Consider the following 18,296-nt stretch of genomic DNA (forward strand, 5'->3'; position numbering starts at 1 on the left):
TTCTTGCCGATAACGCCGTTGATTACTGGTGAGGACTGGTGAGACCGTCCACCCCACTCCAGCGCAGCTAGATCGAACCTATGTGATTGCCGCCACAATGACAAGGGGTTTCATCAAATCGAAGTTGTTGACTGCTCCACTTGACGGGCTTAGCTTTAATTCATCAAATGATGAATTAAAGACACGGCACTCGGAGGCAGTCATGTCCCACTCAGCAGCAGCGGCCTCGGCAGCCTCCCGAGATGACGTGGCCGTGGCCACGAGCTCCCTGCATGTGACCCGGGGAAAGGTACCCGTCCTCCGGGGCCTGGACTTCGCTATCCCAGCAGGGCGGATCACCGGCCTGCTGGGGCCCTCGGGGAGCGGCAAGACCACCCTGATGCGGGCCATCGTGGGAGTCCAGCGGCTGAGCTCAGGGTCCGTGACCGTGCTGGGCCTTCCGGCCGGACATCCCTCGCTCAGGCACCGCGTGGGCTACGTGACCCAGTCCCCCAGCGTCTATCCGGACCTGACCGTGGAGGCCAATGTCCGCTACTTCGGGGCGATGCACCGGAAAGGGCGGGCCGACGCAGCCGAGGCGATTGCCGCCGTCGGCCTTGAACAGCAGGCGCGCCAAAAGACTGCCGACCTTTCCGGCGGCCAGCTCAGCCGCGTGTCGCTGGCATGCGCCCTGGTTTCGCACCCCCGGCTGCTGGTCCTCGACGAACCCACCGTGGGCCTTGACCCGGTGCTCCGGGCGGATCTCTGGGACCGCTTCAGATCCATGGCCGAGGCCGGCACAACGCTGCTGGTGTCCAGCCACGTGATGGAGGAGGCCAGCCACTGCAGTTCCCTGCTCCTGCTGCGCGAAGGCAGGCTGCTGGCCCAGCTGACCCCGGCGGAACTCAGCAGCCGCGGCCACAGCGCTGACTTGGAGAGGGCGTTCCTGCACATCATCCGTGAGGCGGAAGGCGCGGCGGCTTCGGGCGTTGAGGCCGAAAGCAACGCAACCCCGGAAAGGACGGTGCGGTCATGAACCCGGTGATGATGCTCGCCACGGCCCGGCGGGTCCTGGACCAGTTGCGGCATGACCACCGCAGTGTTGCCCTGATCCTGGTGGTCCCGGCGCTGCTGCTGACGGCGGTCTACTTCCTGTACCAGAACGAGACCCTTCCGCCCGGCGTGCCCAGGACCTTCGACCGGGTGGGCCTGATGATGCTGGCCATCTTCCCGTTTGTGGTGATGTTCCTGGTCACCTCCATCACCATGCTGCGGGAACGGACGTCCGGGACCCTGGAGCGGCTCCTGACTACGCCCATCCACAAGGCAGACCTGCTGTTCGGCTATGGGCTGGCGTTTTCCATCATGGCTGCCCTGCAGTCGCTGGTTGCCACGGCTGTGGCCTACTGGATCTTTGACCTTGACATCAAAGGCAGCCCCGGCCTGGTTGTCATGGTCGCGGTGATCAACGCCGTCCTGGGTGTGGCGCTGGGGCTGCTGTGTTCGGCGTTCGCCAGGACTGAATTCCAGGCCGTCCAGTTCATGCCGGTGGTGGTGGTGCCACAGATTCTCCTGTGCGGACTGTTCGTTGCCCGCGACCGGATGAATGAGGTCCTGGAGTCCATTTCCAATGTCCTGCCGCTGACCTTTTCCGTGGACGCACTGCAGGAGATCGCGGCCAACGCCGAAGCCACGGACCAGCTGTGGTCAGACGCCGGCACCATGCTGGCAATCGTCCTCGGAGTACTGGTGCTGGCTTCCCTCACACTGCGGCGGCAGACCGCATGAGCGGCACGCAGGCGGCCCGGAAGCCGGGATCCGGCCGTAGGGGGCGGCGCGAAGGGGCAACTGAGTCCCGGGAGCACATCCTGGCCACAGCCCGCCGGCTCTTCGCCGAGCACGGGTTCGACGGCACGAGCCTTCGGCAGATTGCCCGGGAGGCCAGTGTTGACCCGGCCATGATCCACCACTTTTTCAAGGGCAAGGATGAGCTCTTCGCCCTGAGCGTGGCATTGCCGGCGGACCCTGCCCGGGTGCTGGAAGGTGTGGACCAGCACGACCCCGAACACCGTGCGGAGGCCATTGTCCGGGCAGTGCTGAAGCTGTGGGAGAGCCCGGCCCAACACAGCCTTGTGGCATTCATCCGCGGCACCATCGGATCCAGGGCCAAGACCCTGCTGCTGCGGGAAGTGGTGACCCGGACCGTCATCAGCCGCATCATGGCCGGTGTGCCCGGCCCGCCGGAGGAAGTGGCCCTGCGGGGAAACCTGGTGGCCACGCAGGTCGTGGGCGTGATGCTGGTCCGTTACGTGGTCAGGCTGGAGCCGCTGGCCTCGGCGTCACCGGAAGAAGTAGTGCGGCTGGTGGCTCCGAACGTCCAGCGCTACCTCACCGGAGAGCTCGGTATGCACTGACCCGGAGTGCCGGAGTTTCAGTCAAGCACGGCCAGTGCCTGGTCGACCAGGCCACCAACACGGGTGATGGCATCCTCTTCGCTGATTCCGTTGCCGGAAACGCTGACAGCCACGCCGTTCTTACGGGCCTGCGCAATGAGCATGGACTGTTTGCGCCCGTCAGGCAGGGTGGTTTCCGTTACGTACGCCACGGTGCCGGCCTGCGAACCGACTCCTTCAACGGGCGAAGTCACGACGCTCACGGTCACCCCGGCGGTGGTGACGGTGACGCTCTTGCACGCGGCGAGGCTGTCGGACCGGACCGCGGGCACGTCCGGACCTGTACCCGTAGCGAAGGAAACCCCTGCAGCGGCGCCCGCAGCCGAATCGACACTTGTGCCCAGCGCCGAGGACAAGCCTTCGGTGCCTGCGGAATTCGCTGCCAGCACCAGGTCCTGGCACTGAGCCGGTTCCACGACAACGTCTGCAAGCAACTTTTTTGCCTGCTCGACGGACGCCGCGAGGCCGGCCGCAGGCATCACCGTGAGCGGGACTCCCCGGGCATCCTTGATCTGGCCCACCAGCGTGGCAAGCTCGTCACTCGAATAGGACTTGGCGGGCGTTTCGTCTGGCGTGGGCGTCCCCGTTGGCGAGGGAGACTGCGATGAACCGGCGGAAGCAGCAGGGGACGAAGCTGCCTCCGGGCTACCTGCGGCCGTGTCCGCGCCGCCGGAGCAGGCGGTCAACGCCGCCGCGAGAAATATGGACGCCGTGAATCCAGGCAGCGCTGACTTGTTCAAAATGTTCCCCCAACGTAATGGGGCAACTCCTGCCCCTAAAAGAGGACTGTAGCGAAGGTGCCCCGCTGGGTGAAACCGACGCGCTCGTAGGTGGACCTGGCCTTGGTGTTGAAGCCGTTCACGTACAGGCTGGTGACTGGGGCGATCTTCCGCGCCTGGTCGACAACAGCCGCCATGTAGCTGGCGCTGAGGCCCTGGCCGCGGTACAGCGGGTTCATCCAGACGCCCTGCACCTGGGTGACCTCTGACGTCACGGCCCCGAGTTCGGCTTTGAAGATGACGTCCCCCCCGGGGCCGAGATGGACCAGCGAGTGCCCCTGCCGGATCAGGCCCTCCACACGCCGGCTGTAGAACTCGCGGCCGCCCAGGAACGGCGAATAGCCCACTTCCTCTTCGAACATGGCGGCGCAGGCCGGAAGGATCCGGTCAAAGTCGGCGAGCCTGCCCAGAGTCAGGTCCGTGTTCGGTTCCACGGTGGGCGGCCCGGCCAGGGTGAGGAGCGGCTGCTCTGAGCGCACCTCATGGGCGGTGTGGCCCAGCGCCTCAAGCTCGGCATGCAGGGCCAGCACCGGCTCTGCGGGGCCGAAGGCCGAGGCATAGCGGCGGCCTGTCCGGTTGGCAGCCGCAGCAATCAGCCCGGCGAAGGCCGGGTCCAGCTGGACAGGAACCAGGTTGGCTCCTGTCCAGCAGGCACCCACCAGCATGCCGTCGTCGAACACGCCAAGGACCGATGCGCCACCTGTGGTGGGCGCAGCCGTGCCGGCCGAGCGCAGGTGCGCAAGGATGAAGACGTTGGCTACCGGGTCCTGCTGGGCAAGGCGCCGCAGTGCTGACGTGTCCGCGCCGGCAAGGGTCCGGACGGAAATGCCCGCCGGCGCCGTGCCGTCCTTATGAGACGCTAACCACGGGGCTACCCTTGACAGCATCTTCGCCATCGGCCTCCCCCATCTCTTCAGCGATACGCATGGCCTCTTCGATCAGTGTCTCAACAATCTGGTCCTCGGGGACAGTCTTGATGACTTCACCCTTCACAAAGATCTGGCCCTTGCCGTTGCCCGATGCCACCCCGAGGTCCGCCTCGCGGGCTTCACCGGGGCCGTTGACGACACAGCCCATGACTGCGACGCGCAGCGGGATTTCCATGCCCTCCAGCCCCGCCGTGACCTGCTCGGCCAGGGTGTAGACGTCCACCTGGGCGCGTCCGCAGGACGGGCAGGACACAATCTCCAGTTTGCGCGGGCGCAGGTTGAGGGACTGCAGGATCTGGTTTCCGACCTTGATTTCCTCCACCGGCGGCGCGGACAGGGAAACCCGGATGGTGTCGCCGATTCCCCTGGACAGCAGGGCACCGAAGGCCGTGGCCGACTTGATGGTTCCCTGGAAGGCCGGTCCGGCCTCGGTGACGCCTAGGTGGAGGGGCCAGTCGCCCTTTTCGGCCAGCATCTCGTAGGCGGCAACCATGATCACGGGGTCATTGTGCTTGACCGAGATCTTGAAGTCGTGGAAGCCGTGCTCCTCGAACAGGGAAGCTTCCCAGACAGCCGATTCGACGAGGGCCTCGGGGGTGGCCTTGCCGTACTTCTTCATGATGCCCGGTTCCAGCGAGCCGGCGTTGACGCCGATCCGGATGGACGTGCCGTGGTCCTTGGCAGCCTTCGCGATTTCCTTGACCTGGTCATCGAACTTCCGGATGTTCCCGGGGTTCACCCGGACCGCTGCGCAGCCTGCTTCGATGGCCGCGAAGACATACTTGGGCTGGAAGTGGATGTCCGCGATCACCGGGATCTGGGATTTGCGGGCGATGATGGGCAGCGCCTCGGCATCATCCGCGGACGGGCATGCCACCCGGACGATGTCGCAGCCGGACGCCGTGAGCTCGGCGATCTGCTGCAGCGTGGCGTTGATGTCCGTGGTGGGTGTGGTGGTCATGGACTGCACGCTGATGGGGCTGTCCGAGCCGACCCCCACGGAACCGACCTTAATCTGGCGCGTCTTCCGGCGGGGGGCCAGGACGGGCGGTGGTGCTGACGGCATTCCCAGGCTGACCGAGGTCACGTGGACTCCTTGGGTAGGTGTAACGGAGAAGAGGAAGGTCAGGGATCAGGACGCGTGCGCGGCAAGAATGCCGATCACGGGGGTCCATTCGGTGGTCCGGATTCCGGCGATGGTGCCTGCCAGCGCGAAGGGATCCTGCTTGAGCAGTTCGTTCAGCTCCGTCTCGTCCTGGACCTTGAAGATCAGCAGCGCGCCGGCGCCGTCACCATAGGGTCCGCTGGTCAGGAGCCGGCCGTCCTCGGCGAGGGTGGACAGCCAGGCCCGGTGCGCGGGACGGCTCTCATCGCGGGCGGCAGTGGAATCGGCAGCGTAAACGTACTCAACAGCAAAAACAGTCATAAGGACACCCTATCCCCAGCGACGGGCCTGCGCCGATCCGGCCAGGACCGCCAAACCCGGTGGCGTGGTCCGGGAGCTAGGACAGCAACAGGACTTTTACGATGGCCGCAACGCCGGCAGCCCACAGCATGGAGGTGAGCGTCCCGATAATAAACCGCTCGGCGGCCACCGGCGTTTCCTTCAGCTCAGCGAAACGCCCCAGGCCCTTGATGGCCACCACGTAGGCAATGGCCACCGGCTGCCCGGCCAGGATGGCCAGGCACACCGCGAGGCGCTCCAGGACGCCGATGATTGCTCCGCCGCGCAGGATCCGCTGGGCGGGAACCGGCTGCGCGGCCGGTGTTGCGTCCGACGGCGGCCTGCCGCCGCCTGTGGTCAGCTCGCCGTCGACAGTTTGTCCCGTTTCGGCCCCGGGGGCTGAAGGGATGATGTCCACGGTGACGTCTGCTGACGGGTCATCGGCAGCGGGGCCGGCTTTTTTGGCGGCGTCTGCCCTGTCGTCGATGGTCCTGGCCAGCCGGAAGACCAGGGCGGTCACGGGCCAGCCGGCGAATCCGGCCACCAGCAGGGCCGCCGTTATCCAGAGTGCGTTCACCGGTCTCCTTCAATCTGGGAATGTGCGTGCTCCAGGAGCATTGCCGCGGCAGGCCTGGCCGCCCATTCTTCCTGCCATCCGGACCTGAGCACGGCACGGCTCACCGACTGTTCCGTAATTCCCAACTCCTTGGCTACAAGTTTCTGGCTGCCATGCCTGCCCCTGCCGTCCCGGAGGGGGCGGAGCCGGTCGACCACCCGCCATTGGGCGTCGGTCCGCTCCTGGACCAGGCGGCCAATCAGGCGGAGCACCGCCTCGGCGTTGGCGCAGGCCACGGCTCCTTCCCGGGCATGCTGCGGTACTTCCGCTGTCCGGCCAATACTGCCGGATACCACCGACAACGGGACCTGGCCGGCCGCGGCCTTGGCCATCTCAACGGCCTTGCGGGCGGCCACGAACCCGGTTCCGGCGCCTTCCCGCGGACTGGCGCCGGGCGCCAGCACCACCGTGCCGATGCCGATCCCCACGTACCAGTGGCCACCGCGCAGGGCGTGCAGGGCAATGTCCACCACCTCGGCCGGGTCAGCTACGAGCCCTTGGAGTTCATCGCCCACGGAGCGTTCAAAGGCCGCCGGGGTGAGGCCCGCCAGTTCGGAGATCAGGTCCGGAACGCGGTCGACGTCGGTACTGCTGCCGCGCTGGTCGATTGTCAGGACGTACATGAATCAACCGTACGCAGCTGATAACGAATAATCAACTAAAAATAGCTGATTAGTAAAACTCAGCTAAAATGAGCTTATTTTGGAGAATCAGCCGGGGCGTCCCCGTCGGTTCAGGCCGAGGCGGTCGCTACAAGGCCCGGCGCTGCCCTGGTCTGCCGGGATGCGCTCCACGCGATCCACGCGCCGGCAACCGCAATGAGGAGTGCACCGGCGGCCTGGGTCGGCAGGCTGCTTCCCGTTGTCGCCTGCCCCAGCACGGCGCCCAGGATGTAGAACACCACGACGCCGGCCACCCAGAGCAGCCCGGCCCAGCGCGGCAGCATCCGGGAACGCCACACAGCGATCCCCAGCATGACGTTACCGGCGCATGCGAGCAACAAGCCAAGCAGGAACGCCCCGGTCATGGACGCCGGAAATTCCAGCTGCATCACGTCCCGGTTTCCGGCCAGGTAGACCTTGCCAATGGCGGGCGTGGCAAATGTGGAAATCACGGCCGGCACAAGGAGCAAGGCTGTACCGGCGACAGCTGCAACCATCGCTGCCAGCGCCAGCCGCCCCGAGCGGCTGTTGGCCAGGTAGCAGCCAAGGGCAAAGACCCCGAAGAGGGCCAGGATGGTGCCTGCGGTGCTGCCGAACAGGTGGCTGGCCTGGTACGGGTCGGAGCTGACAAAACGGGCCCAGGCCTCCGGGTCCTTCGCCTGGTCCGGTTGCGGGTCCAGCGTGGACCAGGCCGTGACGATCCACGCGACAGGCAGTGTCCACAACCCTGCCCGGATCCAGCGGATGACGAGATGCGAGTTCACTTTGTTCACCTTTTCCCAAAACGGGCGAGGCGGCCCGGAATAGAGATTCTGTGAGTGGATACAGCAGGGGCATCCGGATCAGCGTGCCCCCAGGGGAGGCCTGACGCTGTCTGGGGCGGGTACCCTGTGGACGGCAGCAGGGGTGCAACCACGGCCCACGGGTGCCGCGAACGTGCGCATATTCAATGGTAGTTCCGGAGGCCGGTCACGGCATCAAGCGTCAGCCAAACAGGTTGATGGGCTTGACGATGTCTGCGTAGATGAGCAGTGCACTCATCCCCATGAGCAGTGCAGCAACCACGTACGTGGCCGGCAACAGCTTGGCGATGTCGAAGGCCCCGGGGTCGGGTTTGCCCAGAACCTTGGCCACCCGGCGCCGGGCACCCTCGTAGAGCGCGCCGGCTACATGGCCGCCGTCGAGCGGCAGCAGCGGAACAAGGTTGAAGACAGCCAGGGCAAAGTTCAGCCCCGCGAGGAGCCCCACCAGGGCCCCCAGCCTGGACTGCAGCGGCACGTCTTCCATGGCCGCGACCTCGCCGGCAACACGCCCCACGCCCACGACGCTGATGGGTCCATTCGGATCGCGCGGCTCCTCGCTGAAGGCCGCCTTGGCCACCCCCACGACACGCGCCGGGAGGTTAAGCACCACGCCGGCCACCTGCCTGATGTTCTCCCCTGCCATGGGCAGGACGGCCGACGCCGGCTGCGCCACCAGTTCGCTCTGCGCACCAATGCCGAGGAAGCCGACGTCCTGGTACAGGAGGTTGCCGGCGTCGTCCTTTGCCTGGCGTCCGTCGACGCCAAGAATGGGCCGGGCAGACAGCACGGGGGTCACGGTGGTGGTGACGGGGGCGCCGCCGCGTTCCACGGTGATGCTGACTTCCTTTCCGGCGGAAGCACGGATCCACTCCGTCAGCTGGTCCCAGCTGGTGACGGTTTTCCCGTCAAAGGAGGTGACCTGGTCGTTGGGCAGGAGCCCTGCCGCGGCAGCGGGCGTCAGTTGGCAGTCGGCGGAGTCAGGGTCCACGGTCTCGCCGGCCGCGACCTGGCATTTGGAGACATCGGCGATGGTGGTGGTGGGCGTGGCTATGCCGAAGCCCATCAGGAGGACAGCGGTGAGGGCCAGGCCAATCAGCAGGTTCATGGCCGGGCCGCCGAGCATCACGATGACCTTCTTCCACACCGGAAGACGGTAGAACACCCGGTTCGCATCTGCCGGGCCAACCTCTTCGTGGGCCATCGACCGCGCTTCAGTGGCCAGCGTCTGGAACATGCCGGTGCTCGATGGCCTGACAGTTCCGTCCTCCTTGTTCGGCGGATACATGCCGATCATGGAAACGTAGCCGCCCAGGGGAATGGCCTTAACCCCGTATTCGGTTTCCCCCTTGCGCTTTGACCACAAAGTGGGACCGAACCCGATCATGTACTTGGTGACGCGCACCTTGAAAAGTTTCGCGGGTACCAGGTGGCCCACTTCGTGCAGCGCAATGGACGCGGCGATGCCGATCGCCACGAAGACGACACCGAGGATAAAGAGGAGGACGGGACTCATGGGTGGATTTACTGCTTCCTAGAGACTGCTGACTGCTAAACGTTCGTGGGCCCTTGCCCGTGCCCAGCTTTCAGCTTCCAGCACGGACTCCACCGTCAGCCCGGAGGATCCTGGGTGTTCGCTGAGAACGGCAGCGACGGTGTCCACGATGTCGGTGAACCGGATGGACCCCTGGTGGAAGGCCATGACGGCTTCCTCGTTGGCGGCGTTGAACACCGCCGGGAAGGTGCTTCCCTGCTTCGCTGCGTCCTTGGCGAGGTCCACAGCAGGGAAGGCCCGCGAGTCCAAAGGCTCGAACGTCCAGCTCGTGGCCTGGGTCCAGTCGCACGGGGACGCAGCCTTGGGCACCCTGTCGGGCCAGCCCAGCCCCAGCGCAATGGGCAGGCGCATGTCCGGCGGCGATGCCTGGGCGATGATGGATCCGTCGACGAACTGGACCATGGAGTGCACCACGGACTGGGGATGGACCACCACGTCGATCCGGTCCAGCGGGATGTCGAACAGCAGGTGGGCTTCGATGACCTCGAGGCCCTTGTTGACCAGGGTTGCCGAGTTGGTGGTGACCATCAGCCCCATGTCCCAGGTGGGGTGCGCCAAGGCTTCCTGGGGCGAAACGCTGTGCAGCTGCTCCCTGGTCCGGCCGCGGAAAGGCCCACCGGAGGCCGTCAGGATCAGCTTGTCCACTTCATTGGCGGAGCCGGCGCGCAGGCACTGGGCAATCGCGGAGTGTTCGGAGTCCACCGGGACGATCTGCCCTTCTCGGGCTGCTGCTTTGACCAACTCCCCACCAACTATGAGGGACTCCTTGTTGGCCAGCGCCAGCGTGGCACCCGATTTCAGGGCGGCCAGCGTCGGTGCGAGCCCAATGGAGCCGGTAATTCCGTTGAGCACCACGTCGGCGGGGATTTCGGCAATCCGGGTGGACGCATCGGGGCCGGAGATGATCTCCGGGCGGTAGTCCCGCCGTCCGGCCTGGCGGGCGGCATCCGCGATAAGGAGCTCCAGCTGCTGCGGATCCCCCGACGCGATGCCGACGGCGGCAGCACCCGTGTGAACGGCCTGGCGGGCCAGCAGCTCCAGGTTCCCTCCGCCGGCGCTGAGCGCCACGACCTCAAAAAGGTGCGGGGCGCCGTCGACGACGTCAATCGCCTGGGTGCCGATGGAACCGGTGGATCCGAGGATGACGATTCTGCGTGGCTGCATTGGTTAAGTATCCCGCACCGGAACGGTACGCCCGTTCGGCCTGCCTCATCCCGCAGGGTGGGCGCTACGCCGGATATGGGGCAGTGCCCCTCCCCCTGTGGCGGAACTGGCGGCGGGCGTAACGTGGACAGCGTGGACTGGGTTTCCTGGTTCGATGCGCCGGAGTACGAATTCGCCCGGCAGGTGCTGCAACGCGGCGTCGCAGCACTGTTCTTCGTCGCGTTCCTGTCCTCGTTCAACCAGTTCCCTGCGCTGCTGGGTGAACGCGGGCTGCTGCCGGTTCCCGACTACCTGGAGGGATTCAGCGCCCGCAGGCGGCCAACCCTCTTCCGCTGGCGGTATTCGGACCGCCTTCTCCGGGCGGTGTGCCTCGCCGGGATGGCCATCGCGGCCCTCCTGGTGGCCGGGCTCCCCCAGCTCGGCCCGCCGTGGCTGCCGCTGATCGCCTTCCTGACCTTGTGGCTGCTGTACATGTCGATCGTCAACGTGGGCCAGACGTTCTACGGCTTCGGCTGGGAGATGCTGCTCCTGGAGGCCGGCTTCACCGTGGCCTTCCTCGGATCGGACCAGACCGACCCGCCACGCACCATGATGATCCTGGTGGCCTGGCTGGTGTTCCGGCTGGAGTTCGGCGCGGGGATGATCAAGATCCGGGGCGGCCGGGAATGGCGTGACCTGACCGCGCTCTACTACCACCATGAGACCCAGCCGATGCCCGGGCCGCTGAGCCGGCAGGCGCACTTGCTGCCCAGGCCGTTCCACCGGCTGGAGGTCCTGGGCAACCACTTCGCCCAGCTTGTGGTGCCGTTTTTCCTGTTCGCGCCGCAGCCACTGGCAAGCGCCGCCGCCGGCGTCATCATTTTCACCCAGCTGTGGCTGGTGGCCAGCGGCAACTTCGCGTGGCTGAACTGGATTGCCATTGTGCTGGCCTTCGCCGCCGTGAGCGACCCAGCGGCCCACGCTGTCCTGCCCTTCCTGCCGCTGGACTGGCGCACCGGAACCGGAGCCGGCGGAGAGACTCCGCCGTGGTGGCTGGCCATCACCCTCGCCGCGACCCTCCTGCTCGTGGTGCTGAGCTATTGGCCGGTGCGCAACCTGGTCTCCAAGCGGCAGCTGATGAATGCGAGCTTCAACCGCTGGCAGCTCGTCAACACCTACGGGGCGTTCGGCACGGTCACGAAGCAGCGGATCGAGATTGTGGTTGAGGGCACGGCGGATGATGATCCGGAGGATTCCGGCTGGCAGGAGTACGGCTTCAAGGGCAAGCCCGGGGATGTGCGCCGGCTGCCGCGGCAGTGGGCCCCGTACCACCTCCGGCTGGACTGGCTGATGTGGTTCCTGCCGCTCCGGTCAGTCCATGAGGAATGGTTCTACACCTTCCTCGCCAAGCTGCTGGAGGCGGACCCCCAGGTGCTGCGGCTGCTCCGCCATGACCCGTTCGACGGCGGCAGGCCGCGTTGGGTGCGCGCGCGGAGCTACCTGTACCGGTTCTCCACAAGGGCGGAGTTCCGGAAGACCGGGGAACGCTGGGTCCGGACGCCCCTTTATGAGGCCATTCCGCCACTGTCGCTCCGTCGGACGCCCGGACGCCGGCCGGCAACCTAGGCCCGGCAGGCTAGGTGCGGATCCCCGCGCGGCGGATGGTGGCTTCCGCGTGCTTGAGGATCGGCCCGTCGATCATCTTGCCGTTGTACTGGAACACACCTGATCCGGCGGAAGCGGCGGCCTGCAGCAGTTCAGTCGCGGCGGACACGTCGGCCTCGGACGGGGCGTAGGCGCCCCGGACCACGGCAGCCTGGGTGGGGTGGATGCAGGCTTTGGAGCCGAACCCGGATGCCACGGCATCGGCTGCCTCCACGGCAAGGCCTTCCAGGTCCGGGATGTTGACGTACACGGCGTCCACAGCGGCCTTCCCGAAGGCGCCGGCGGCAAGGAGCACAGCGGACCGGGCATGCAGGGCAACGGCGCGGTAGCCGCCGTCGTCCTTCCTGCTGGACGTGCCGCCCAGGGAAGCAAGCAGGTCCTCGGCTCCCCACATCAGGGCCACCACGTTCGGTTCGGCGGCTATCGCGGGGGCGTTCAGGACGCCGGCCGCTGTTTCGCAGAGGGCGACAACATGGAAGTCCTCCAGCGCTTTGAGCTGCCCGGCACTCTCAGCCTTGGCAAGCATCACGGTGCGGTACGGCGTGTGCGCCAGGCAGTGCAGGTCCTTTTCGAATTCTTCGGTACCGGCCGGGTTGATCCGGATGATGGTCCGGCTCGGGTCGAGTTCGGGCCCTTCGCCGGCGGCGCCCAGCTGGGCGAGGATCGCGCCGCGGGCCCTTTGTTTGTCCGCGGGCGCCACCGCGTCCTCAAGGTCAACGATGACGGCGTCGGCACGTTCGGCGGCTTTCTGGAAGCGCTCGGGCCGGTCGGCAGGGCAAAAGAGGAGGGCTGGCCCCATCACAAAGGTCATACAGCCATTGTCCCCTTTTGGCCGCCGGTTTGCTGCCCGGAATGTGCCTCCCGTGTCCACATCAGGCAGCTCCGCGTAGCCAGCGCCACCACGGCGCCGTCCTGGTTCCGGCCGGTGTGCTGCATTGTCACGATCCCCTGGCCGGGCCGGGACCCGGAGGGCCGTTTCCCGGTGATCACCGTCTCGGTGTACAGCGTGTCCCCGTGGTACAGCGGATGCGGAAAGGACACATCGGTCAGGCCCAGCTGGGCGATGATGGTGCCCTGGGTCAGCTGCGACACCGACTGCCCCACCATGGTGGACAGCGTAAACATGGAGTTGACCAGACGCTGGCCGAACGGCTGCGCGGCGCTCCATGCGGCGTCCAGATGCAGTGCCTGGGTGTTCATGGTCAGGGTGGTGAACAGGACGTTGTCGGTTTCCGTGACGGTGCGGCCAGGCCGGTGGGCGTAGAGCACGCCCTCCTCCAGTTCGTCGAAGTACAGGCCGCGCTGCTCGATGACCCGGGGGCTCTCCGCCGTCATACGGTAAGTTCCTGGTCCTCTTCGAAGAGTTCGGCCCCGGTGGCCGCAGCCACCTCCTCCACTGACACGTTGGGGGCCAGTTCGCGGAGCACCAGCCGGGAGGAGCCGCCTTCGGTGACGACGTCGATCACGGCGAGGTCGGTGATGATCCGGTCCACGCAGGCTTTGCCGGTCAGCGGCAGCGAGCACTGCTCAACGATCTTGGGCCGGCCGTTGCGGTCCACGTGTTCCATCATGACGATCACTTTTTTGGCGCCGAAGACCAGGTCCATGGCCCCGCCCATGCCCTTGACCATCTTGCCCGGGATCATCCAGTTGGCGAGGTCGCCGTTTTGGGCCACCTCCATGGCGCCGAGCACTGCGACGTCGACGTGGCCGCCGCGGATCATGCCGAACGACGAGGCTGAATCGAAGAACGCGGCGCCCTTGTTGACGGTGACGGTTTCCTTGCCTGCGTTGATGAGGTCCGGATCGACGGCATCCTCGCTGGGGTACGGGCCCACCCCCAGGATCCCGTTCTCCGAATGCAGCACCACTTCCACCCCGGCCGGGATGTAATTGGGGATCAGCGTGGGCATGCCAATCCCCAGGTTGACGTACTGCCCGTTGCTGAGCTCGCGGGCAACCCGGGCAGCCAGTTCGTTGCGGGTCCACCCCTTGGCTTCCTGGTCGGCGCCTTCCGGATGCCCGACGGCGGCCCGCCGGTATTCGGGGCGGACGGCTTCGGGGCGCGGAGGCGCCCCCTGCGGGCTGGTGGACTCCATGGCTACGCTCCTGCCTGTTCTGTGGCTGCCGGCCGGTTGAGGGCAACCGTCCGCTTTTCGATCCGTTTTTCACCGGCGGGGACAACCACCACCCGCTGGACGAAGATCCCCGGAGTGTGGACGTGTTCGGGGTCCAGCTCCCCCGGTTCCACCAGCTCCTCAACTTCGGCGATGGTGATCTTGCCGGCCATGGCGCAGAGCGGGTTGAAGTTCATGGCCGTGGCGTGGAAGACGAGGTTGCCGTGGCGGTCGCCCTTCCAGGCGTGGACCAGGCCGTAGTCTGGGGTGAGCGACTCCTCCAGGACATAATCGACTCCGTTGAAGGGCCGTACTTCCTTGGCGGCTGAGGCGATCGCGACGCCGCCGTCGGCGTCGTATTTTTGCGGGAGGCCGCCGTCGGATACCTGTGTGCCCACCCCGGCCTTGGTGTAAAAGGCGGGGATCCCGGCGCCGCCCGCCCGGAGTTTCTCGGCGAGGGTTCCCTGCGGGGTCAGCACCACTTCGAGTTCACCGGAGAGGTACTGGCGCGCGAACTCCTTGTTTTCCCCGACGTAGGAGCTGATGGTCCGCCGGATCCGGCCATCACGGAGCAGGACTCCCAGCCCCCAGTCGTCCACGCCGCAGTTGTTGCTGACGGTCTCCAGGTCCTTGGTGCCGTGACGGTGCAGCGCGTCGATCAGGGCCACCGGGATTCCGCACAGGCCGAACCCTCCCACCGCGAGGGAGGCGCCGTCGGGGATGTCCGCTATGGCTTCCTCGGCGCTGGCAACAACCTTGTTAATCATCAGTGATCCTCTCCGGCCGGCTATTACAGTCCGAGTTCGCGGGCGATCAGCATCAGCTGAACTTCCGTGGTGCCCTCCCCCACTTCAAGGATCTTGGAGTCGCGGTAGTGGCGTGCCACGGTGAATTCGTTGATGAAGCCATAGCCGCCGAATACCTGGGTGGCATCCCGTGCGTTGTCCATGGCCGCCTCGCCTGCGACCATCTTAGCGATGGCCGCCTGCGTCTTGAATGGCTTGCCGGCGAGCATCCGCGCGGCGGCGTCGTAGTACGCCAGGCGGGCGGTATGCGCGCGTGCCTGCATGCGGGCGATCTTGAACGCGATGGCCTGGTGCTTGCCGATGTAGTGGCCAAAAGCGCTGCGCTCCTTGGCGTATTTCACCGACAAATCCACGCAGCCCTGCGCAGCACCCGTGGCCAGGGCGGCGATGGCGATGCGGCCTTCGTCCAGGATGGAAAGGAAGTTGGCGTAGCCCCGCCCCTCCTCGCCCAGCAGGTTCGCTTCCGGCACGCGGACGTCCTTCAGCGTCAGCGGATGCGTGTCCGATGCGTTCCAGCCCACCTTGTTGTAGGCCCGTTCCGCCGTGAACCCGGGGGTGTTGGTGGGCACAAGGATGGTGGAGATCTCCTTCTTGATGCTCCCGTCCTTGCGTTCCTTTTGTCCGGTGACGGCAGTGACTGTCACCAGGCGCGTGATATCCGTGCCGGAGTTGGTGATGAATTCCTTGTTGCCGTTGATGACCCACTCGCCGCCCTCACGCCTCGCGTGGGTCTTGGTGCCGCCGGCGTCTGAGCCGGCTTCAGGCTCGGTGAGGCCGAAGCCGGCGAGCGCCTGGCCCGAGGCCAGCATCGGCAGCCACTCGTCCTTCTGGGCGTCGGTGCCGAACCGGTAGACGGGCATGGCGCCCAGGGAGACGCCGGCTTCCAGCGTGATGGCGACGGACTGGTCCACCCGGCCCAGCTGCTCGAGCGCGAGCGCCAGGGCAAAGTAGTCCCCGCCCATCCCGCCGAATTCCTCCGGGAAGGGCAGCCCGAAGAGTCCCATGTCGGCCATCTGCTTCACGACTTCGTACGGGAAGCTGTGCTCCTCGTCGTGTTTGGCGGACACGGGGGCCACCACGTGGTCCGCGAAGTCCCGTACGGTGTCGCTGAGGTCCTGGTATTCCTCGCTGAGTTCAAAATCCGGCATTGCTAGGCTCCCTCGCCTGTGGTGGATGGGTCTTGGATGGTGCTGTCCGGCTGTGCCGGGCTTTCGGTGTGGGACTCGGTGTGGATCGTGGCCAGTATCTGGTCCGCCCTGACGGACTGACCGGCCGTGACGCTGATGTGGACTGTGCCGGCCACCTCGGCCAGCAGCTGGTGCTCCATCTTCATGGCTTCCACGGAGAGCAGGACCTGGCCTGCCGCCACAGTGTCGCCGTTGCTGACTGCCACAGTGACCACCGTGCCGGGCATGGGCGAGCGGACCTCGGGGTCTGCCGTGCCTTCCTCGCGGTGGATGGCGGCGAGCACGCGTTCGAGCCTGGACTCCCGCGTCAGCACCTCCAGCCGGCAGGACCAGCCGCTGTTGCCTAGGAACAGTTCCGCGCGGCCGCCGGGGGCCGGATGGTCCGGGCCCGTACTGCCGGGACCCTGCACGGCCGGGGCCAGTGAGTACTCGGCGGCTTCGCCGTCGAGGGTCAGCACCGCCTGCCGGCGGGAGGTGAGATCCAGCGACGCCGGACGCTCCGGGCCGCCGTCCACGGCCACAACGGCCGTGCCTGCCGCAAGGCTGCCGGATACCCGCACGGTTGCGATGCCGCCGTCGGGTGTTCCCAGGCTGATCCGGCGCGGCGCGGGTGCGCCGAGACGCCAGCCGTTGCCGGCCTGCCACGGACCGGAGGCGGTCACCGCGCTGTCCTGTTCCATGCTTACGGCGGCGTACAGCGCGGCAGCCACCAGTTCGGCGTCGCCGACCCGCCGGAAGGCGAAGTCCGGCATTTTGCGCTCGATCAGGCCGGTGTCGAGGTGTCCTGCGCGGACATCGGGGTCGTTGATCAGCAGCCGAAGGTACTCGACGTTTGTGTCGATGCCAAGCGCCGTATACCCGGCGAGGGCAGCGTCCAGGGTGTCCAGGGCAACGGTGCGGTCCGGTCCCCACGCGATGACCTTGGAGATCATGGGATCGTAGCTGGACGAGATTTCGAGCCCCTCGAGCAGGGCCGAGTCAACGCGGATCCTGCCGGCTGAGTGAGCGGGCATTTCGTCCAGCAGGAGCACTGTCCCGGTGGAGGGCAGGAAGTTGCTCTCCGGTATTTCCGCGTAGACGCGGGCCTCGACGGCGTGGCCGGTCAGTTCGACGTCGGCCTGCCGGACGGTCAGTTCCTCACCGGCGGCGATGCGGACCTGCCATTCGACCAGGTCGACGCCGGTGACCATTTCGGTGACCGGGTGCTCCACCTGCAGGCGGGTGTTCATCTCCATAAAGAAGAACTCGTCCGGAGCCTCGTCCGAGACCAGGAACTCCACGGTTCCCGCGCCGCTGTAGTGGACGCTGCGGGCTGCCTGGCAGGCAGCCTCGCCGATCCGCGCCCGGGTGGCGCCGCCGTCGTTCAATGCCTCCAGCAGCGGCGACGGCGCTTCCTCGATGACTTTCTGGTGGCGGCGCTGCAGTGAGCACTCGCGTTCCCCCAGGTGGATGACGTTGCCGTGGTTGTCGGCCAGGACCTGGACCTCAATGTGCCGGGGCGTGCGGACCAGCCGTTCCAGGAACAGCGTGTCATCGCCAAAGGCGCTGGCGGCCACGCGGCGGGCGGTTTCCAAGGTGGCGGGCAGGTCCGCGGCCCGTTCCACGATGTGCATGCCCTTGCCGCCGCCGCCGGCGGAGGGCTTGATGAGCAGCGGGAACCCGACGGCGTCCGCGGCCTCGATCAGCCGGGCGTCCGCCATGCCGGGTTCGGCGATGCCCGGCACCACGGGCACCCCGTAGCCAGCCACATGGTTTTTGGAGCGGATCTTGTCGCCCATGACGTTCAGGGATTCCACGCCGGGGCCGATGAACGTGATGCCGGCCGATTCGAGGGCGCGGGCAAAATCCACGTTTTCGCTCAGGAACCCGTACCCGGGGTGGACGGCCTCGGCGCCGGTGTCGCGGCAGGCCTGGATGATGGCCCCGATGTTCAGGTAGCTCTGGGCCGCTGCCGCCGGGCCGATCCGCACGGCATGGTCGGCCTCGCGCACGTGCCTGGCCCCGGCGTCGGCGTCGGAATAGACGGCAACGGAAGGGATGCCGAGGGCACGCAGGGTGCGGATGACCCGGCAGGCGATCTCACCGCGGTTGGCGACGAGGACAGTACCGAACAGGGTCTTTCCGCGTGTCGGGGTGGTGGTCGGCGAAGGAACAGTCATTG

General features: G+C 66.7%; 19 protein-coding genes. 4 read left to right on the forward strand and 15 right to left on the reverse strand.

What is annotated here, in order from left to right; genetic code table 11:
• Nucleotides 1-202 precede the first annotated feature (202 nt).
• Genes J2X42_RS14690 through J2X42_RS14700 form a run of 3 tightly spaced genes read left to right on the forward strand, consistent with a single transcriptional unit; the run spans nt 203 to nt 2,393 of the window.
• Nucleotides 203-1,015: an ABC transporter ATP-binding protein gene (locus J2X42_RS14690; RefSeq protein ID WP_310166356.1), complete on the forward strand. Its 813-nt coding sequence runs from the start codon at nt 203-205 to the stop codon at nt 1,013-1,015.
• 8 nt (nt 1,016-1,023) lie between these two features.
• On the forward strand, nt 1,024-1,767 hold the full coding sequence (locus J2X42_RS14695) for an ABC transporter permease (protein ID WP_310166517.1): 744 nt from the start codon (nt 1,024-1,026) through the stop codon (nt 1,765-1,767).
• The gene (locus tag J2X42_RS14700; RefSeq protein WP_310166357.1) at nt 1,764-2,393 is read left to right on the forward strand and encodes a TetR family transcriptional regulator; all 630 of its coding nucleotides are present in this window, start codon (nt 1,764-1,766) and stop codon (nt 2,391-2,393) included. The genes J2X42_RS14695 and J2X42_RS14700 overlap by 4 nt, the downstream gene beginning before the upstream one ends.
• 17 nt (nt 2,394-2,410) lie before the next feature.
• On the opposite strand, the gene J2X42_RS14705 is transcribed toward J2X42_RS14700, so the two are convergent.
• From J2X42_RS14705 to dxr, 9 genes are all read right to left on the reverse strand, one after another.
• Nucleotides 2,411-3,172, reverse strand: a complete 762-nt coding sequence (locus J2X42_RS14705) for a hypothetical protein (protein ID WP_310166358.1) — start codon at nt 3,170-3,172, stop codon at nt 2,411-2,413.
• Nucleotides 3,173-3,207: 35 nt separating this feature from the next.
• Entirely contained in the window at nt 3,208-4,098 is an 891-nt protein-coding gene (locus J2X42_RS14710; RefSeq protein WP_310166518.1) for a GNAT family N-acetyltransferase, read from the reverse strand.
• Nucleotides 4,061-5,227, reverse strand: a complete 1,167-nt coding sequence (gene ispG / locus J2X42_RS14715) for a flavodoxin-dependent (E)-4-hydroxy-3-methylbut-2-enyl-diphosphate synthase (protein WP_310166360.1) — start codon at nt 5,225-5,227, stop codon at nt 4,061-4,063. The genes J2X42_RS14710 and ispG overlap by 38 nt, the downstream gene beginning before the upstream one ends.
• A gap of 45 nt (nt 5,228-5,272) precedes the next feature.
• A complete protein-coding gene (locus J2X42_RS14720) occupies nt 5,273-5,566 on the reverse strand; it encodes a YciI family protein (RefSeq protein WP_310166362.1) in 294 nt (97 codons plus the stop codon).
• 76 nt (nt 5,567-5,642) lie between these two features.
• Entirely contained in the window at nt 5,643-6,161 is a 519-nt protein-coding gene (locus J2X42_RS14725; RefSeq protein WP_310166363.1) for a hypothetical protein, read from the reverse strand.
• Entirely contained in the window at nt 6,158-6,823 is a 666-nt protein-coding gene (locus J2X42_RS14730; RefSeq protein WP_310166364.1) for a MarR family transcriptional regulator, read from the reverse strand. The genes J2X42_RS14725 and J2X42_RS14730 overlap by 4 nt, the downstream gene beginning before the upstream one ends.
• A 110-nt stretch (nt 6,824-6,933) precedes the next feature.
• The gene (locus J2X42_RS14735) at nt 6,934-7,626 is read right to left on the reverse strand and encodes a hypothetical protein (RefSeq protein ID WP_310166367.1); all 693 of its coding nucleotides are present in this window, start codon (nt 7,624-7,626) and stop codon (nt 6,934-6,936) included.
• 220 nt (nt 7,627-7,846) lie between these two features.
• On the reverse strand, nt 7,847-9,178 hold the full coding sequence (locus J2X42_RS14740) for a site-2 protease family protein (protein ID WP_310166369.1): 1,332 nt from the start codon (nt 9,176-9,178) through the stop codon (nt 7,847-7,849).
• Nucleotides 9,179-9,196: 18 nt separating this feature from the next.
• The gene (gene dxr, locus J2X42_RS14745) at nt 9,197-10,381 is read right to left on the reverse strand and encodes a 1-deoxy-D-xylulose-5-phosphate reductoisomerase (RefSeq protein ID WP_310166371.1); all 1,185 of its coding nucleotides are present in this window, start codon (nt 10,379-10,381) and stop codon (nt 9,197-9,199) included.
• 132 nt (nt 10,382-10,513) lie between these two features.
• Between dxr and J2X42_RS14750 the strand changes: the two genes are divergently transcribed.
• On the forward strand, nt 10,514-11,986 hold the full coding sequence (locus tag J2X42_RS14750; protein WP_310166374.1) for a lipase maturation factor family protein: 1,473 nt from the start codon (nt 10,514-10,516) through the stop codon (nt 11,984-11,986).
• 10 nt (nt 11,987-11,996) lie between these two features.
• On the opposite strand, the gene J2X42_RS14755 is transcribed toward J2X42_RS14750, so the two are convergent.
• Genes J2X42_RS14755 through J2X42_RS14780 form a run of 6 tightly spaced genes read right to left on the reverse strand, consistent with a single transcriptional unit; the run spans nt 11,997 to nt 18,294 of the window.
• Complete coding sequence (locus J2X42_RS14755) at nt 11,997-12,836, reverse strand: CoA ester lyase (RefSeq protein ID WP_310166376.1); 840 nt, start codon at nt 12,834-12,836, stop codon at nt 11,997-11,999.
• On the reverse strand, nt 12,833-13,360 hold the full coding sequence (locus J2X42_RS14760; RefSeq protein ID WP_310166378.1) for a MaoC family dehydratase: 528 nt from the start codon (nt 13,358-13,360) through the stop codon (nt 12,833-12,835). The genes J2X42_RS14755 and J2X42_RS14760 overlap by 4 nt, the downstream gene beginning before the upstream one ends.
• Nucleotides 13,357-14,124, reverse strand: a complete 768-nt coding sequence (locus tag J2X42_RS14765) for a CoA transferase subunit B (protein ID WP_310166380.1) — start codon at nt 14,122-14,124, stop codon at nt 13,357-13,359. Before J2X42_RS14765 ends, J2X42_RS14760 begins: the two co-directional genes overlap by 4 nt.
• Nucleotides 14,125-14,126: 2 nt before the next feature.
• Nucleotides 14,127-14,909, reverse strand: coding sequence for a CoA transferase subunit A (locus J2X42_RS14770; protein ID WP_310166382.1), 783 nt, complete (start codon nt 14,907-14,909; stop codon nt 14,127-14,129).
• A 23-nt stretch (nt 14,910-14,932) separates the two neighbouring features.
• Complete coding sequence (locus tag J2X42_RS14775) at nt 14,933-16,096, reverse strand: acyl-CoA dehydrogenase family protein (RefSeq protein WP_310166383.1); 1,164 nt, start codon at nt 16,094-16,096, stop codon at nt 14,933-14,935.
• Nucleotides 16,097-16,098: 2 nt separating this feature from the next.
• Nucleotides 16,099-18,294, reverse strand: a complete 2,196-nt coding sequence (locus J2X42_RS14780; protein ID WP_310166384.1) for a biotin carboxylase N-terminal domain-containing protein — start codon at nt 18,292-18,294, stop codon at nt 16,099-16,101.
• Nucleotides 18,295-18,296: the final 2 nt, after the last annotated feature.

The organism is Arthrobacter sp. BE255, from assembly GCF_031457335.1.
Classification (GTDB): domain Bacteria; phylum Actinomycetota; class Actinomycetes; order Actinomycetales; family Micrococcaceae; genus Arthrobacter.

Excerpts from the sequence above, each read along its gene's own strand:
- J2X42_RS14690 (WP_310166356.1), top strand. The coding sequence starts at position 203 with ATGTCCCACTCAGCAGCAGCGGCCTCGGCAGCCTCCCGAGATGACGTG.
- J2X42_RS14695 (WP_310166517.1), top strand. The coding sequence starts at position 1,024 with ATGATGCTCGCCACGGCCCGGCGGGTCCTGGACCAGTTGCGGCATGAC.
- J2X42_RS14700 (WP_310166357.1), top strand. The coding sequence starts at position 1,764 with ATGAGCGGCACGCAGGCGGCCCGGAAGCCGGGATCCGGCCGTAGGGGG.
- J2X42_RS14710 (WP_310166518.1), bottom strand. The coding sequence starts at position 4,098 with ATGCTGTCAAGGGTAGCCCCGTGGTTAGCGTCTCATAAGGACGGCACG.
- J2X42_RS14720 (WP_310166362.1), bottom strand. The coding sequence starts at position 5,566 with ATGACTGTTTTTGCTGTTGAGTACGTTTACGCTGCCGATTCCACTGCC.
- J2X42_RS14730 (WP_310166364.1), bottom strand. The coding sequence starts at position 6,823 with ATGTACGTCCTGACAATCGACCAGCGCGGCAGCAGTACCGACGTCGAC.
- J2X42_RS14740 (WP_310166369.1), bottom strand. The coding sequence starts at position 9,178 with ATGAGTCCCGTCCTCCTCTTTATCCTCGGTGTCGTCTTCGTGGCGATC.
- dxr (WP_310166371.1), bottom strand. The coding sequence starts at position 10,381 with ATGCAGCCACGCAGAATCGTCATCCTCGGATCCACCGGTTCCATCGGC.
- J2X42_RS14755 (WP_310166376.1), bottom strand. The coding sequence starts at position 12,836 with ATGACCTTTGTGATGGGGCCAGCCCTCCTCTTTTGCCCTGCCGACCGG.
- J2X42_RS14760 (WP_310166378.1), bottom strand. The coding sequence starts at position 13,360 with ATGACGGCGGAGAGCCCCCGGGTCATCGAGCAGCGCGGCCTGTACTTC.
- J2X42_RS14765 (WP_310166380.1), bottom strand. The coding sequence starts at position 14,124 with ATGGAGTCCACCAGCCCGCAGGGGGCGCCTCCGCGCCCCGAAGCCGTC.
- J2X42_RS14770 (WP_310166382.1), bottom strand. The coding sequence starts at position 14,909 with ATGATTAACAAGGTTGTTGCCAGCGCCGAGGAAGCCATAGCGGACATC.
- J2X42_RS14775 (WP_310166383.1), bottom strand. The coding sequence starts at position 16,096 with ATGCCGGATTTTGAACTCAGCGAGGAATACCAGGACCTCAGCGACACC.
- J2X42_RS14780 (WP_310166384.1), bottom strand. The coding sequence starts at position 18,294 with ATGACTGTTCCTTCGCCGACCACCACCCCGACACGCGGAAAGACCCTG.